This window comes from Pseudazoarcus pumilus (genome assembly GCF_002872475.1).
Lineage (GTDB): Bacteria > Pseudomonadota > Gammaproteobacteria > Burkholderiales > Rhodocyclaceae > Pseudazoarcus > Pseudazoarcus pumilus.
In genome coordinates this window covers 650,112-665,312 of sequence record NZ_CP025682.1, presented here as the reverse complement: position 1 = coordinate 665,312, position 15,201 = coordinate 650,112, and the positions used below count along the sequence as shown (strand labels likewise).

At 68.2% G+C, this 15,201-nt stretch carries 17 protein-coding genes; 6 read left to right on the top strand and 11 right to left on the bottom strand.

Annotation, left to right across the window (positions count from 1 at the left end; genetic code table 11):
• Nucleotides 1–44 precede the first annotated feature (44 nt).
• On the bottom strand, nucleotides 45–926 hold the full coding sequence (locus tag C0099_RS03220) for an NAD(P)-dependent oxidoreductase (RefSeq protein ID WP_102248358.1): 882 nt from the start codon (nucleotides 924–926) through the stop codon (nucleotides 45–47).
• Complete coding sequence (locus tag C0099_RS03215; protein WP_102246115.1) at nucleotides 926–1,804, bottom strand: 2-hydroxy-3-oxopropionate reductase; 879 nt, start codon at nucleotides 1,802–1,804, stop codon at nucleotides 926–928. Before C0099_RS03215 ends, C0099_RS03220 begins: the two co-directional genes overlap by 1 nt.
• An 86-nt stretch (nucleotides 1,805–1,890) precedes the next feature.
• On the opposite strand from C0099_RS03215, the gene ybiB reads away from it, so the two are divergent.
• The gene (ybiB, locus tag C0099_RS03210) at nucleotides 1,891–2,811 is read left to right on the top strand and encodes a DNA-binding protein YbiB (protein WP_102246114.1); all 921 of its coding nucleotides are present in this window, start codon (nucleotides 1,891–1,893) and stop codon (nucleotides 2,809–2,811) included.
• A gap of 21 nt (nucleotides 2,812–2,832) precedes the next feature.
• On the opposite strand, the gene C0099_RS03205 is transcribed toward ybiB, so the two are convergent.
• Nucleotides 2,833–3,810, bottom strand: a complete 978-nt coding sequence (locus C0099_RS03205) for a pirin family protein (RefSeq protein ID WP_102246113.1) — start codon at nucleotides 3,808–3,810, stop codon at nucleotides 2,833–2,835.
• Between the two features lie 13 nt (nucleotides 3,811–3,823).
• Complete coding sequence (locus tag C0099_RS03200) at nucleotides 3,824–4,423, bottom strand: FMN-dependent NADH-azoreductase (protein ID WP_102246112.1); 600 nt, start codon at nucleotides 4,421–4,423, stop codon at nucleotides 3,824–3,826.
• An 88-nt stretch (nucleotides 4,424–4,511) separates the two neighbouring features.
• On the opposite strand from C0099_RS03200, the gene C0099_RS03195 reads away from it, so the two are divergent.
• Both C0099_RS03195 and C0099_RS03190 read left to right on the top strand, forming a co-directional pair.
• Complete coding sequence (locus tag C0099_RS03195) at nucleotides 4,512–5,435, top strand: LysR family transcriptional regulator (RefSeq protein ID WP_102246111.1); 924 nt, start codon at nucleotides 4,512–4,514, stop codon at nucleotides 5,433–5,435.
• Nucleotides 5,436–5,495: 60 nt separating this feature from the next.
• The gene (locus C0099_RS03190) at nucleotides 5,496–6,020 is read left to right on the top strand and encodes a disulfide bond formation protein B (protein ID WP_102246110.1); all 525 of its coding nucleotides are present in this window, start codon (nucleotides 5,496–5,498) and stop codon (nucleotides 6,018–6,020) included.
• Here C0099_RS03190 and C0099_RS03185 read toward each other — a convergent pair.
• The 4 genes from C0099_RS03185 to C0099_RS03170 are packed head-to-tail and all read right to left on the bottom strand — an operon-like array spanning nucleotide 6,010 to nucleotide 8,496.
• Complete coding sequence (locus C0099_RS03185) at nucleotides 6,010–6,318, bottom strand: PilZ domain-containing protein (protein ID WP_173768945.1); 309 nt, start codon at nucleotides 6,316–6,318, stop codon at nucleotides 6,010–6,012. The two genes, C0099_RS03190 and C0099_RS03185, sit on opposite strands and share 11 nt — an antisense overlap.
• 32 nt (nucleotides 6,319–6,350) lie before the next feature.
• Complete coding sequence (locus C0099_RS03180) at nucleotides 6,351–6,749, bottom strand: sirohydrochlorin chelatase (protein ID WP_102246108.1); 399 nt, start codon at nucleotides 6,747–6,749, stop codon at nucleotides 6,351–6,353.
• A complete protein-coding gene (locus C0099_RS03175) occupies nucleotides 6,746–7,540 on the bottom strand; it encodes a tRNA threonylcarbamoyladenosine dehydratase (protein WP_102246107.1) in 795 nt (264 codons plus the stop codon). Before C0099_RS03175 ends, C0099_RS03180 begins: the two co-directional genes overlap by 4 nt.
• Nucleotides 7,537–8,496: an MBL fold metallo-hydrolase gene (locus tag C0099_RS03170; protein ID WP_102246106.1), complete on the bottom strand. Its 960-nt coding sequence runs from the start codon at nucleotides 8,494–8,496 to the stop codon at nucleotides 7,537–7,539. Before C0099_RS03170 ends, C0099_RS03175 begins: the two co-directional genes overlap by 4 nt.
• An 80-nt stretch (nucleotides 8,497–8,576) precedes the next feature.
• Between C0099_RS03170 and C0099_RS03165 the strand changes: the two genes are divergently transcribed.
• Entirely contained in the window at nucleotides 8,577–9,725 is a 1,149-nt protein-coding gene (locus C0099_RS03165; RefSeq protein ID WP_102246105.1) for a MalY/PatB family protein, read from the top strand.
• Between the two features lies 1 nt (nucleotide 9,726).
• Here C0099_RS03165 and ssb read toward each other — a convergent pair whose 3' ends face one another.
• Both ssb and C0099_RS03155 read right to left on the bottom strand, forming a co-directional pair.
• Nucleotides 9,727–10,218, bottom strand: a complete 492-nt coding sequence (gene ssb / locus C0099_RS03160; protein ID WP_102246104.1) for a single-stranded DNA-binding protein — start codon at nucleotides 10,216–10,218, stop codon at nucleotides 9,727–9,729.
• Nucleotides 10,219–10,228: 10 nt separating this feature from the next.
• Complete coding sequence (locus C0099_RS03155; protein ID WP_228151637.1) at nucleotides 10,229–11,452, bottom strand: MFS transporter; 1,224 nt, start codon at nucleotides 11,450–11,452, stop codon at nucleotides 10,229–10,231.
• Between the two features lie 137 nt (nucleotides 11,453–11,589).
• Here C0099_RS03155 and uvrA point away from each other — a divergent pair, with 137 nt between their 5' ends.
• Nucleotides 11,590–14,445, top strand: coding sequence for an excinuclease ABC subunit UvrA (uvrA, locus tag C0099_RS03150; RefSeq protein WP_102246102.1), 2,856 nt, complete (start codon nucleotides 11,590–11,592; stop codon nucleotides 14,443–14,445).
• Between the two features lie 54 nt (nucleotides 14,446–14,499).
• Nucleotides 14,500–14,799, top strand: coding sequence for a hypothetical protein (locus tag C0099_RS03145; protein ID WP_102246101.1), 300 nt, complete (start codon nucleotides 14,500–14,502; stop codon nucleotides 14,797–14,799).
• A gap of 9 nt (nucleotides 14,800–14,808) precedes the next feature.
• Here C0099_RS03145 and C0099_RS03140 read toward each other — a convergent pair whose 3' ends face one another.
• A complete protein-coding gene (locus C0099_RS03140; protein WP_228151636.1) occupies nucleotides 14,809–15,195 on the bottom strand; it encodes a DUF2237 family protein in 387 nt (128 codons plus the stop codon).
• Between the last annotated feature and the right edge of the window lie 6 nt (nucleotides 15,196–15,201).

The window sequence follows — 15,201 nt, the reverse complement described above, 5'->3', positions numbered from 1 at the left end:
CGGACACATCGGGATGGCTTCGCCGCGCTCGTACTGACTGCGACTCAGGTGGTCGGCCCCGACGTCGCATCCTCCAGCACCCTGAGCAGGCTCGACGTATCGTCGAAACCCCAGCCCTTGTGCATCAGCGCATTGAGCTGCTGCCATGTCTGTGCCGCAATTGGCAGCGGCGCGCCGATCTTCACCGCTTCGTTGAGCAGGATGCCGAAGTCCTTGTGGTGCAGTCGCGCCTGGATGCCTGCGGAGAAGTCCCGTTCGACCATGCGCGCGCCCATCACCTCCATCACACGCGAGCCGGCCGAACCGCCCAGCAGCGCGGTGCGCACCGCGGCCAGATCGACCTTGTGGGCGCGCGCCAGATGCATGGCTTCGGCGCAGGCCTGCAGCGCACACACCATCACCATCTGGTTGCAGGCCTTGGCGACCTGGCCGGCGCCGGCATCACCGATGCGCACGATGGTCCTGCCCATGGCCTCGAACAAGGGCCGCACGCGCTCGAACACGTCCTCGCGCGCGCCCGCCATGATTGCCAGCGTACCGGCCACCGCCGCCTGCTCGCCGCCGGAGACCGGCGCATCGACCCAATCGACACCCACGTCCGCATAGCGGCGCGCGAAGTCGCGTGCCGCATCCGGCGCGATGGTGCTCATGTCCACATGCACGGCGCCGCGCGCAAAGCCCGCCGCCAGCCCGTGCTCGCCGAAGGCCACGCCTTCGACGTCGGCGCTGTTGGTGATGATGGTGATGACCACGTCGCAGGCCGCGGCCAGCGCCGCCAGCGTCTCGTACGCAGTCGCCCCCTGCTCCACCAGGGGTGCTGCCGACTCGGGCCGGCGTGCCCATACGCCCAGCGTATGGCCGGCACGCAGCAGGTTTTCCGCCATCGGGCGCCCCATCACGCCCAGTCCGATGAATCCGATGCGCATCATCCTTCTCCCCCGCTCATGCGTTCGAACAGTTTGAGCATCGCCACCGAATCCTCCTCGCCCAGGCCGGAGCCGACCATCGCATTGAACAGCTGCGCGGCGGCCGCCGCGGTGGGCAACTGCAGGCCCATGCGGTGGGCCTCGTCGAGCACGATGCGCATGTCCTTCTGGTGCATCCACGACTTGAAACCGGGGCGGAATTCACGCTTGACCATGCGCCCGCCATGCGCATCGAGAATGCGCGAAGCGGCAAAGCCGCCCATCAGCACCTCGCGCACCGCACCCGCATCGACGCCGCTGGCGCGCGCGAAGTTGAGCGCCTCGGCCACCGAGGCCACGCCCACCCCGGTGACGATCTGGTTGCACGCCTTGGCCACCTGGCCGGCGCCATTGCCGCCGATGTGCGAGATGGCCTTGCCCATCGCCTCGAACAGCGGTTTCGCGCACTCGAAGGCGGAGGCGTCGCCGCCGACCATGATGGTCAGCGTCGCATTGATCGCCCCCGGTTCGCCGCCCGAAACCGGCGCATCCAGCATGGTCACGCCGCGCTCGCGCAAGCGTGCGGCGATGCCCTCGGTCACCTCGGGCGAGATCGTGCTCATGTCGATGTGGATGAGCCCCTCGCGCGCGCCGTCGGCGATGCCTTCCGGCCCCAGTGCGACACGCTCCACATCCGGCGCGTCGCCGACGATGGTGATCACGACGTCGGCGCCGCGCGCGACATCCGCGGCGCTGCTGCAGGCGAGCGCACCGGCATCGAGCAGCGGCTGCATGCTCTCCGCCCGGCGCGCCCACACACGCAGGGAATGCCCCGCACGCATCAGGTTGAGCGCCATCGGACGCCCCATCAGGCCCAGCCCGATGAATCCCACGTTCATGAATCTTCCTCCGGGTAGGCCGCGCGGGATGCTTCCTGCGCAGCCGATGTGAACACAGCACCGCGGCGACGAAGGATAATCGCGCCATGGACTTCCCACGAATCATCAAGGAAATCGGCCGCGGCGCCAAGGGCGCGCGCTCCATGGACGCAGACACGGCCGAGGCGCTGTTCGGCGCCATGCTCGACGGCACGGTGCCCGACCTCGAGCTCGGCGCCATCGTCATCGCACTGCGTGTGAAAAGCGAGTCGCTGGCCGAACTGCTGGGCTTCAAGCGCGCGATGGACGCACGCTGCGCGCGCGTCGCCGTGCCCGAGGGCCCGCGCTGCGTGGTGCTGCCGACCTACAACGGCGCACGCCGCCAGGCCAACCTGATGCCGCTGCTCGCGCATCTGTTGGCGCGCGAGGGCGTGCCGGTGCTGATCCAGGGACGCCACGACTTCGACAGCCGCACGAGTCCGTTTGAACTGCTCGCCGCGCTCGACATCGAGGCGGACGCCAGTGTCGAAGCTGCGGCAACCCGGCTCGCGAGAGAGCGCATCGCCTGCGTGCAGCTCGAGACCCTGTTGCCCGGGCTCGCGCGGCTGCTGTCTCTGCGCCTGCGCTTCGGCGTGCGCGGCAGCGGCCACACCATGGCCAAGCTGCTCGACCCCTGCCCGGGGCGCAGCGTGCGCGTGGTCTCGGTGACGCACCCCGAGTATCTCGCGCGCATGCACGACTTCCTCATCGAGGACGGCGGCGTGTCCATGCTGTTGCGTGGCACCGAGGGCGAAGCCTTCGCCAACCCGCGCCGGCGGCCGCGCATGCAATGCTTTGTCGACGGGCGTGTCGGCGAGGACCTGCCCGCCGAGGAAGGCGGCGCGCCGCCGCTGGCCGAGCTGCCCAACGCGCCCGGCGTGGCGGATAACGCCACACTGATTCGCGACATGCTCGACGGCCGGGTTGCGATCCCGCAGCCTTTGCTGGATCAGGCGAAGCGGCTGATCGCGCTGGCCACGGCGCCGTAGGTCGGCGCTTCGCCGCAACATTCAGGTCGCCCGGAATTTCCCCGCGCGAAAATCTTCGACCGCCTGGCGGATCTCGTCGACGGTGTTCATCACGAACGGACCGTGCTGCACGATGGGTTCATGCAGTGGCTTGCCGGCGATCAGCAACACGCGTGCAGGCGCACTGTCCGCCGCGATGCGCACGCCGTCCGCGTCGGCCGCGTTGTCGAGAATCGCCATGCGACCGGCCGCAACCCGTTTGCCGCCCACCGTCACTTCACCGCGATACACGTAGACGAAGGCGTTGTGCTGCGACGGCAGCGCCTGCGCGAATTGCGCGCCGGCCGGCAGTGCGATGTCGGCGTACAGCGGCGCGGTGGCCTCGCGCGTCATAGCGCCCTCGACGCCATGACTGCGGCCGGCCACCAGCTTCACCGCCGCACCGGCCGCGGTGCGGAAGGCGGGAATGTCCTCGCTCTTGAGGTCGCGGTAACCGGGCGCGCACATCTTGTCGCGCGCGGGCAGGTTGAGCCACAGCTGAAAGCCTTCCATCAGGCCGCCCTCCTGCTCCGGCATCTCGGAATGGATGACGCCGCGCCCGGCCGTCATCCACTGCACGCCGCCGTTCTCGAGCAGGCCTTCGTTGCCAGCACTGTCGCGATGGCGCAATCGCCCGGCGATCATGTAGGTCACGGTCTCGAAGCCGCGGTGCGGGTGATCCGGAAAGCCGCCGATATAGTCGCCCGGATTGTCGCTGCGAAAGGCGTCGAGCATCAGGAACGGGTCGAGGCGCTGCTGCAGGTCGTCTGTGAGCACCCGCGTGAGCTTCACGCCGGCCCCGTCCGAGGTCGCCGTACCGGTGACCAGGCGCTCGACGCCGCGCGCTCGCTCGACGTGCTCCTCGCTCACCGCCGCGCGGTCAGGCACGATCGTGTCGATCTCGGCGAGCAGTTCGGCCTGGCTGCGTCCGAACACCACGCGACGCACGGTGTCGGAAAAACCCTTTTTGGTCGTATTCATTGCTCGTCCGCGCTCAGGCGAGCGCGGCCTCCAGTTGTCGTTCGGCCTCGGTGAAGGCCTGTTCGACGGCGTCCTCGCCCATCGCCAGCCCTTCGGCATAGACGAAGCGCACGTCGGTCATGCCCAGGAAGCCGAGCACCATCTTCAGATAAGGCACCTGCGTGTCGGCATCGGTGTCGCGGTATTTTCCGCCACGCGCGAGAGCCGCGTACACCGTCTTGCCCGTGAGCAGGCCCTCGGGCCCGTTCTCGGTGTAGCGGAAGGTCACGCGGGCGCGGGCGATGGCGTCGACCCAGTTCTTGAGCTGAGAGGAAATCGTGAAGTTGTACATCGGCACGCCCAGCACGATCACGTCGGCGGCCTGCACCTGCGCAATCAGCGCGTCGTCGAGCGCCACCCTTGCGGCCTGCTCCGGCGTGCGCTCGCCCTCCGGCGTGAACAAGGCCTGCAACGCAGCCTCGTCGAGCACCGGATGGGGCTCAGTGGCCAGATCGCGTACATTCAAGGTGGCGTTCGGATGACGCTCGCGCAGGCGCTCGACGATGCGTTCGGCGAGCCGGGTGGAATTGGCCCCCGCACTGCGGGCACTGGTATTTACTTGCAGGAGGTTCATGACGAGTCTCGGTTGGTATCGACACCTCCATGGTATTGATTGCGCCTGCGCGCATTAACCCGGTTTTACGGATAAGATTGTTCCGAATATGGAACAGAAACCCCCCATCGATCCAAACGATCTCGTCGTCTTCGCCCACATCGTCGAGGCGGGCAGTCTCACGCGCGCGGCCGAACGTCTCGGCCTGCCCAAATCGACGGTCTCGCGTCGTCTCGCGCAGCTCGAGCAGGGCCTCGGTGAGCGGCTGCTGCTGCGCACCACGCGCAAGCTCACGCTCACCGACTTCGGTCGCGGCATGCTGGTACATGCGCGCCAGCTCGCCAGCGAACTCGACGCGGCCAATGCGTTGGCGGAACATCGCCAGGCCGGGCCGAGCGGGCGCTTGCGCATGTCGATGCCGGGTGACTTCGCCAACGCCATGCTGCACGACGTGCTCGCCCGCTACATCGACCTCTACCCGGAGGTGGCGCTCGACATCGATCTGTCGCCGCGACGCGTCGATCTGATCGGCGAGAACTTCGACCTGGCGCTGCGCTTCGGCGACCTGCCCGACGACGCGACACTCGCCGCCCGCCCCATCGGCACGTTCTGCGAAGGCCTGTTCGCCTCCCCCGACTACCTGATCGAGCACGGGCACCCGCCCACGCCTGAGGCGCTCGACACGCATGCCTCGCTGCACCTGGTGGGTCGCGACGGGCTGGCCCGACCGTGGATCCTGTCCGACGGCACGCGCAGCGTGCGCGTTGCGCCGCGCGTGCGCGTGACCGCCAACTCGCCGGACCTGCTCATCGGCCTGGCCTGCGCCGGCAGCGGCGTGACGCTGGTTCCGCGTCATTACGCGCGCAGCCAGGTGCACGCGGGCCGGCTGGCACCGGTGCTGCCGCGGTGGAGCGCGCCCGGCGGCAAGGGCTGGGCGGTGTTTCCGGGGCGCCGCCTGATGCCGTCGCGCACACGCGCATTCCTCGACCTGCTCGCCCAGGCCGCGCCGCCATCCACGGACGATGCGCCCTGAGGCTGTGGCACACGGCCTCGATGCCCTACAATCGTCGCTCACCCGAAGGGAAACGAACCGATGTACCTGCCCGCCCCACGCCCGCTGTTCGCCGCCTTGTTCGTCGCCTGCGCGGCGCTGCTCGGCTTCGGCCTGTACCTGCAGCACGTCGTCGGCCTGGAGCCGTGCCCGATGTGCATCCTGCAGCGCTACGCCTTCGTCGCGATCGCGCTGGTTGCGCTGATCGCCAGCGTGCACGGCCCGCGCCGCAGCGGGACCGTGCTCTACGGCCTGCTGGTGCTCGTCGCGGCGCTGGCCGGCGGCGGGGTCGCCGCCCAGCAGACGCGGCTGCAGCTCGAGCCACCCTCGCTCGCGGAGTGCGGACCGGGCTTCGAATACATGGTCGAGAGCTTCGGACTGGCCGAGGCGCTACCGATGATGTTCCGGGGCGCGGGCGACTGCACGGCCATCGACTGGACCTTTCTCGGACTGACCATCGCCAACTGGTCGCTCATCTGCTTCGCGCTGATCGCGCTGTTCGCGCTGGTGATGATCGCGCGCGGCGGACGTCGGCGGCGCGAGGGCTGGCGCGGATTCAGCCGATGACTTCGACGATCTCACCGCCGACTTCGTAGTCTCCGGGCGAGACCATGTGACAGCGCTTGACGCGCAGATGCGCGATCAGCGGGGGGCGCTCCAGCCCGCCAGGTGGCGAGTACACCTCGACCGTCAGCACCTCGGCCTCGCCAGGCACGTAAGCCGAACGCAGCGTCATGCCGCCCACGGACAGTTCCGCACATTCGGCATCGACGGGGGCGGCGTCATCGAAAAGGATGCGCGCCGGCGAGCCCATCTGCAGGCGGCGGTCGGAACGGCGCTCGTGAGGCGGCAGCGATTGCGTCATCGGCTCATCCAGCATGGATTCCCGGAATCATTCTAGCCGTCGGCGCGGTGCGCCGATAAAACACCGGCACTGCGCAGTGCGTATTCGGCCATTGCGGCGATGACCATGTCGGATTCGCCCACCGCAGGCACGAGTTCGATCTGGCAGGTCGGGTGGCGTTCGCGTGCGGCATCGAGCAGGTCGGGCAGATCCTTCTTCACGTGGCCGCCCTGGGCGAGGAACATCGGCACCACGGTGATGCGGCGCGCACCGCCACGGGCGAGGCAGTCGATGGTATCGACCAGGCCGGGCTGCATGAACTCGAGAAAGGCCAGCTCGACCTCGGTGTCAGGCGCGGCGCGGCGCAGGATCTCGCGCGCGCGGCACATCGGCTCGGCCCATTGCGGGTCGCGGGCGCCGTGGCCAAACAGCACGATCGCGGATTCGCTCATCGATGTTCTCCCATGTCGTGGTGCGCCGGCGCAAACAAGGCATCGAGCGCGCGTGAGGCGGCGAACAGGCCGAAGCTGGCCGTAACCGCCATGCTCGAACCGTAGCCCGCACAGGCCAGGCCCTGCGGCGCGGCATCGCACGCATCGGGCAGCAGCGGCGGTTGCTCCGAATACACGGCAGTGACTGCGAAACGGCGCTTCGGTTCGCGCGGAAAACCATGTTCGGCGCGCAGACGGCGACGCAACCGGGACAGCAGCGGGTCATGGGTGGCCCGCGCGAGGTCGTCGACGCGGATGCGCGTCGGGTCGGTCTTGCCCCCGGCGCCGCCGCACACCACCAGCGGCACGCGCGCCGCGCGGCAGGCCAGCACCAGCGCAAGCTTGGCGTTCATGTCGTCGACCGCGTCGATCACCACGTCACAGCCAGCGACCAGTGCGGCGGCGTTTGCCGGTGTGAGGAATTCCTCGACCACCTCGACGGCGATGCCCGGATTGATGGCCGCGATGCGATCGCGCATCGCAAGCACCTTGGCCTGGCCCAGCGTCGGTTCCAGCGCATGGATCTGGCGGTTGATGTTGGATTCGGCGACGTGATCCAGATCGACCAGACGCAGGCACCCGACCCCACTGCGCGCCAGGGTCTCGGCGACCCAGGAGCCGACCCCGCCAACGCCCACCACGCACGCGCGCCGCAGCATCAACGCGTCGAGCGCGGCCTGTCCGTAGAGGCGGGCAATGCCGCCGAAGCGACGACCGCGGTCGACCTCGGCCGCGGTCGGCACCGCGCTCATGCGCTTACCGCTTCGGGGTGCTTGTCCATCCACATGCCCAGGCCTTGCGCGTTCATGTCCAGATCCAGGCGCAGCAGCTCCAGCACCTCCTCCTCGGACAGCGGTGCGCCCTGGCGTTCGACCTCTTCGCACACCAGCTGCTCGAGTCCGGCGAGGATCTCGACATGGCGCTTGACGCCATGACCGCGCGCGGCGCACGCGATGGCCACCTGCGCATCGATCAGCCGGTGCAGGTCGGCGGCGATGCGGTCGACACCGGTGACGCGGCTGAAATGTCCCAGGTAGATCGCCTCCGGGCGCAGCGAGGCGATGCGCTCGATCGAGCGATGCAGCGCGCCGGGATCGAACTCGGACGGCATGGTCGACGGAAACACGAAGGCATGACCGTCGCGGTCGAGTTCGCGGTAGGACACACCGAAGGTATCGCCGACGAAGCAGGCATGTGCCGTCTCGTCCCAGATTGCGATGTGATGCCGTGTGTGACCGGGCGTGTCGAGCACGCGGAAGCTGCGCTCGCCCAGCGCCACGCGCAGGCCTTCTTCGGCCGCGACGATGCGCTCGGCCGGCACCGGCACGGGTTCGCCGTACATCTCGACCAGCCGCTCGGAACCATAGACCTCGGCGTTGGCGCTCCACAGTCGCTGCGGGTCGGCCAGATGGCGCACGCCGCGCGGGTGCACCAGCAGCCGCGCGGCGGGCAGAGCCGCCATCAGCGGACCGGCGCCGGCCGCGTGGTCTAGATGGATGTGGGTGAGCATGACCCAGTCGACGTTCTCGGGTGCGATCCCTGCGGCCGCCAGGGCGGAGAACACCCGCGGCACCGACGCCGGCGTGCCGGTATCGACGATGGCGGCGCGGCCGCGATGGATCACGAGATGGATCGCCGCCAGGCCTTCACGGCCGTATCCGGCATCGATCGCGAGCACCCCGTCGGGATGCGCGGTCACGTACTGCACGATGAAACCTCCTGGCGCGGGTGTGCGCGGGCGCTATTGTATATCCTCGGGGGCGGAGCCCTTAGTAACACGGAGTTTCGATGACACAAACCTTCGACTTCGACCGCATCATCGACCGTCGCACCGTGCCCGGCGAGAAGTGGGACCGCTACGCGGGACGCGACGTGCTGCCGCTGTGGGTCGCCGACATGGATTTCGCCGCGCCACCGGCCGTGCTCGATGCGCTGCGCGCACGCGTCGATCACGGCGTGTTCGGCTACGCCGGCGCATGGCCGTCGCTGGTCGACGCCGTCGTCGAGGGCGTTGCGCGCGACCACGACTGGCACATCGAGGCCGACTGGCTGGTGTGGCTGCCCGGCGTCGTGACCGGGCTCAATGTGGCCTGCCGGGCCGTCGCGCCGCCGGGCGCGGGGGTGTTCACGGCCACGCCCGTCTATCCGCCCTTCCTCGCGACACCGGCCAACAACGGCTGCCGGCGCATCAGCGTCGCGCTCGAAGAGCGCGACGGCCGCTGGGTGTGGAACCGCGCCGCAGTCGAAGCGGCCCTTGACGCCGACACGCGGCTGTTCCTGCTGTGCAACCCGCACAATCCGGTCGGCCGGGTGTTCGACGACGATGAACTGGAATGGATCGTGTCGCTGGCAGAGCGTCACGACTTCACGATCTGCACCGACGAGATTCATTGCGGCCTGGTGCTCGACCCCGCACGCACCCATCGGCCGCTCGCCGCCCTGTCGCAGGTCGCGGCGCGACGCTCGATCACGCTCATGGCGCCATCCAAGACCTGGAACATCCCGGCCCTGTACTGCGCCTTCGCGATCATTCCGGATGCGTCACTGCGTCGGCGCTTCGTGCATGCAATGCGCGGCATCGTGCCCGGCGTCAACGTGCTCGGAATGGTCGCGGCGGAAGCCGCCTATCGCCATGCCGACGACTGGCGGAACGCACTACTCGAATATCTGGCGGCCAACGCCAAGCACGTTACGCGGCGGCTGAACGCGATGCCGGGACTCGCCACCACGCTGCCGCAGGCGACCTATCTGTCCTGGGTGGATTGCCGCGGCACGGGGCAGGACGACCCGACGGCCTTCTTCGAGGCCGCCGGCGTGGGACTGTCCGACGGGGCGGCCTTCGGCATGCCGGGCTTCGTGCGGCTGAACTTCGGCTGCCCGCGCGCGACGCTGGATGCGGCGCTCGACCGCATGCAGCGCGCGCTGCAGACAGCCTGAATCAGAACGGAATATCGTCGTCGAAATTGCCAAAACCGCCACTCTCGGCTGGCTTGCCGCCGGCCGGTTGCGGCGCGGGGCGCTGCTGCGGACGCGGCGGTGCCTCGTCGTAGCCACCGCCGGTGTCCTGCCGACCCATCGGCGCGTCACCGCCCGAGGGACGTCCGCCGAGCATCTTCATCTCGTCGGCGCGGATCTCGGTGGTGTAGCGGTCCTGGCCTTCCTTGTCCTGCCACTTGCGCGTCTGCAGACGGCCCTCGATGTAGATCTGACTGCCCTTGCGCAGGTACTGCGCGGCGATCTCGGCCAGACGCCCGAACATCACCACGTTGTGCCATTCGGTCGCCTCGCGGCGCTCGCCGCTGGTCTTGTCCTTCCAGGTGTCGGTGGTCGCGATGCGCAGATTGCACAGGGCGTCGCCGCTGGGCATGTAGCGCGTTTCCGGATCGCGCCCCAGGTTGCCGATCAGAATGACTTTGTTCAGGGATGCCATCCCGTTCTCCTCAAGTGTTTTCGGGTCCGACCGCCGGCCGCGGGGCATCGCTCCTGCGCGACGGTGGCCTCATCGTGAACGCCAGTGCAAGCCACACCAGAGCGATCGCGGCAGCGGTGACATGGACCGCGACGGCACCGTGACGCTGGGCGAGATAGCCGCCCAGCATGCCGCCCAGAAACAGCCCTGTCGACTGCAGCGTATTGTACACGCCCAGTGCCATGCCCTTCGCGTGCGGCGCGGCGATGCGCGAGATCCACGATGGCTGCGTGGCCTCGAGCACGTTGAACGCGACGAAGAACAGCATCAGCCACAGCGCCAGATTCCACACGCCGTCGCCGGCAAGCCACAAGCCCAACTGCACGATCAGCAACAACATGATGGCGGCATTGAAGACGAGCTTCAAGTGCCCGCGACGCTCGGCGATGATGATGGCCGGCACCATGAACACGAAGGACAGCAGAACGGCCGGCAGATAGACCTTCCAGTGCTCGACCATCGGCAGGCCACCGGAGGCCACCAATGCGGACGGCAGCAGCACCCACATCGTGGTCTGGATCAGGTGCAGCGCGAACACGCCGAAGTTCAGCCGCATCAGCTGGCCGTCGGTGAGCACGTCGATCAGCCGCCCGCCGGTGCCGCGCGGCACCGGTGGCGCGTCGGGCACAACGCGCACGACCAGAAAGATCGCACCGGCCCCGAGCAGCGCGGTCAGCCAGAAGATGCCGCTCATGCCGATGAGCGAATACAGCAGTGGCGCGGCCACCATCGAGAACGCGAAGACCATGCCGATGCTCGCGCCGATCATCGCCATCACCTTGGTGCGGTGTTGGTCGCGGGTCAGATCGGCGGCCAGCGCCGTGACCGCGGCCGAGATCGCCCCGGCCCCCTGCAGCACGCGACCGGCGATGACCGTCTCGATGTTCGTCGCCAGCGCGGCCACGGCACTGCCGACGATGAACACGAGCAGACCGAACACGATCACCGGCTTGCGTCCGTAGCGGTCCGAAGCCGCACCGAAGACCAGTTGCAAACAGGCCTGGGTGAGCCCGTAGGCGCCGATCGCGATGCCCACCAAGGTCAGGTCGTCGCCCCCCGGCAGCGTCTGCGCATGCACGGCGAACACCGGCAGGATGAGAAACAGCCCGAGCATGCGCAGGCCGAAGATCGCCGCCAGGCTGGCACCTGCGCGGCGCTCGGCGGCGCTCATGGAGTCGTGCGCGGAAGAGGACATCGAATTCGTCGGCGAAGACGCGGCTTGAAGGACCGCCGATTCTATCAGTCCGAGCCGCAATCGCGGCCGCGGCGCGGTTTGTCGCGGATCACCGATGTCTCGTATAGTGTCGTGCTAATCGTTTCAAGCCCCGGCACATGGAAGAGATCCGCATCCGCGGCGCGCGCACGCACAACCTGCGCAACGTCAGCCTCGATCTGCCCCGCAACCGGCTGACCGTGATCACCGGCCTGTCCGGTTCCGGCAAGTCCTCGCTGGCCTTCGACACGCTCTACGCCGAAGGCCAGCGACGCTACGTCGAATCGCTGTCGGCCTACGCGCGCCAGTTCCTACAGCTGATGGAAAAGCCCGACGTCGACATGATCGAAGGCCTGTCGCCGGCGATCGCGATCGAGCAGAAGGCGACCAGCCACAATCCACGCTCGACGGTCGGCACCGTCACCGAGATTCACGACTACCTGCGTCTGCTCTACGCGCGCGCCGGGACGCCGCACTGCCCCGACCACCCCGATCTGGGGCTGGAGGCACAGACGATCTCGCAGATGGTCGACCACGTGCTCGCGCTGCCCGAGGACACCAAGCTGATGATCGTCTCGCCGGTGGTGTCGGGCCGCAAGGGCGAACAGCACGACCTGTTCTCGGAACTGCGGGCGCAGGGTTTCGTGCGCGTGCGCGTCGACGGCGAAGTGCACGAACTGGACGCACTGCCCGCGCTGCAGAAAGGCCGGCGTCACACGGTGGAAGTGGTCATCGACCGGCTGCGCGTGCGCCCGGATCAGCGCGGACGCATCGCCGAGTCCTTCGAGACGGCCTTGCTGCACTCGGAGGGGCGCGCCATCGCGGTGGAACTGGACAGCGGACGCGAGCACCTGTTCTCGGCGCGATTCGCCTGCCCGGTGTGCAGCTATTCGCTGGCCGAACTGGAGCCGCGCCTGTTCTCGTTCAACAACCCGGCCGGCGCCTGCCCGAGCTGCGACGGCCTGGGCCACGTCGAGTTCTTCGATCCGACGCGCGTCGTCGCCCACCCGGAACTGTCCTTGTCTTCGGGCGCGATCCGCGGCTGGGACCGGCGCAATCAGTTCTATTTCCAGATGCTCACCGGGCTGGCGGTGCATTTCGACTTCGACGTCGACACGCCCTTCGGCGAACTGCCCGAGCGCGTGCGCGAGATCGTGCTCTACGGCTCGGGCAGCGACAAGATCACCTTCCGCTATTTCTCCGACAACGGGCGGCTGGTGTCCAAGGAACATCCCTTCGAAGGCATCATCCCCAACCTCGAGCGGCGCTTTCGCGAGACCGACTCGGCGACCGTGCGCGAAGAGCTGGCGAAGTACCGTGCGAACCGGCCCTGCCCGGCCTGCGGCGGTTCGCGCCTGCGCGCGGACGCCCGTCACGTGCTCATCGGTGATCGGCCCATCGACCAGGTCGCTGCCATGCCCCTGGGCGAGTGCCAGGCCTTCTTCGCCGGCCTGCGCCTGAGCGGACAGCGCGCCCAGGTGGCCGACAAGATCGTGCGCGAGATCGGCGCGCGCCTGGGCTTTCTGATCGACGTCGGGCTGGGCTATCTGTCGCTGGACCGCTCGGCCGACACGCTCTCCGGCGGCGAATCGCAGCGCATCCGACTGGCCAGCCAGATCGGCTCCGGTCTGACCGGGGTGATGTACGTGCTCGACGAACCGTCCATCGGGCTGCACCAGCGCGACAACGACCGCCTGCTCGACACGCTGCGCCGCCTGCGCGATCTGGGCAATACCGTGATCGTCGTCGAGCACGACGAGGACGCCATCCGCGCCGCCGACCATGTCGTCGACATGGGCCCGGGGGCGGGCGAGCACGGCGGCGAGATCGTCGCCCACGGCACACCCGCCGAGGTCATCGCCCACCCCGACTCGCTCACCGGCGCCTATCTGTCGGGCCGCTGCAGCATCGCGGTGCCGACGCACCGCACGGCTCCGGACCCGGCACACGTGCTGCGCCTGTCGGGTTGCACCGGCAACAACCTCAAGAACGTCGAACTGGAACTGCCGTGCGGCGTTCTGACCTGCGTCACCGGGGTGTCCGGCTCGGGCAAGTCGACGCTGATCAATGACACCTTGTACGCGGCGACGGCCCGCCACCTGTACGGCTCGAACACCGAACCCGCGCCGTTCGAGGCCATCGACGGACTGCAGCATTTCGACAAGGTGATCAGCGTGGACCAGTCGCCAATCGGTCGCACCCCGCGCTCCAATCCCGCGACCTATACCGGCCTGTTCACGCCCATCCGTGAGTTGTTCGCCGGCGTGCCCGATGCGCGCGCACGCGGCTACGGTCCCGGCCGCTTCTCGTTCAACGTCAAGGGCGGACGCTGCGAAGCCTGTCAGGGCGACGGCCTGATCAAGGTCGAGATGCACTTTTTGCCGGACATGTACGTGCCCTGCGACGTTTGCCACGGCAAGCGCTACAACCGCGAGACGCTGGAGATCCGCTATCGCGGGCGCAGCATCATCGAAGTGCTGGAAATGACCGTGGAGCAGGCGTTGCAGTTCTTCTCGGCGGTACCGACCATCGCGCGCAAGCTCGAGACCATGATGGATGTGGGCTTGGGCTACATCCGCCTGGGGCAGAGCGCGACGACCCTCTCCGGCGGGGAGGCGCAGCGCGTCAAGCTCGCGCTCGAGCTGTCCAAGCGCGACACCGGACGCACCCTCTACATTCTCGACGAACCGACCACCGGACTACACTTCAGGGACATCGAACTGCTGCTCGGCGTGCTCGCGCGCCTGCGCGACCACGGCAACACGGTGGTGGTCATCGAACACAACCTGGACGTGATCAAGACCGCGGACTGGGTCGTGGATCTGGGCCCCGAGGGCGGCGGCGGTGGCGGGCGCATCCTGTGCGCGGGCACGCCCGAGGCGATCGCCGCGCATCCTGCCAGCTACACGGGCCCCTATCTGCGCCGTGTACTCGCCACCGCTGCGAACCGCCTGCAGGAGATCGCCGTCGATTGAGAGGGATCAATGCGCATGGCATGATGGAAGTCATGCGCCAGCGCGGAGAACGTCATGTCCGATGAGTACAACGAAGCCGAACAACGCTTTCTCGAGCGCATCGAACGGCGCGTGGAGTTCTTTCGCACGCTGTTCATGGCCGAACTGGGCGTTTATCTGCCGTCCGACGAGACGCAGCGCAAGCGCGCGATCGGCACACTGGTGCGCATGACGGCGCGTCAGAAGGAGTTGCCCCACCTCAGCCCGGACGTACTTGAGCAGGCCAAGCGCACGCTGTCCCAACAACTCGAGGCGATGCAGAAATTACTGCCGCACGACGTGCAGTACCGCAATCGCCTGCGTCGCCCCTGGTAGGGGCGGCGTTCAGGTCTCCAGCGCGTGCGCGCGCAACAGGTCGAGCGGCACCACATCCAGCGCCGCCTTGTGGGTCGCCGCGAGCACGACCGGCGGTGCCACGCCCTCGCGATAGGCCTCCAGCCAGCGCGCCGCGCATAGACACCAGCGATCCCCCGCCTTGAGGCCGGCGAAGCGCAGCTCCGGGCGCGGCGTCGACAAGTCGTTGCCGACGGAAGCGGAATACTCGAGAAACTCCTGCGTAACCTTCACGCACACGACGTGCCGGCCGACATCCTCGTCACTGGTTTCGCAACAGCCGGTGCGAAAGAAGCCGGTCAGCGGCGCATAGCTGCAGGCCAGCAAGGGGCCACCCAACACGTTCTGCTGTTCGTGGGTCTGCGTATCGTCGCTCACATCGTC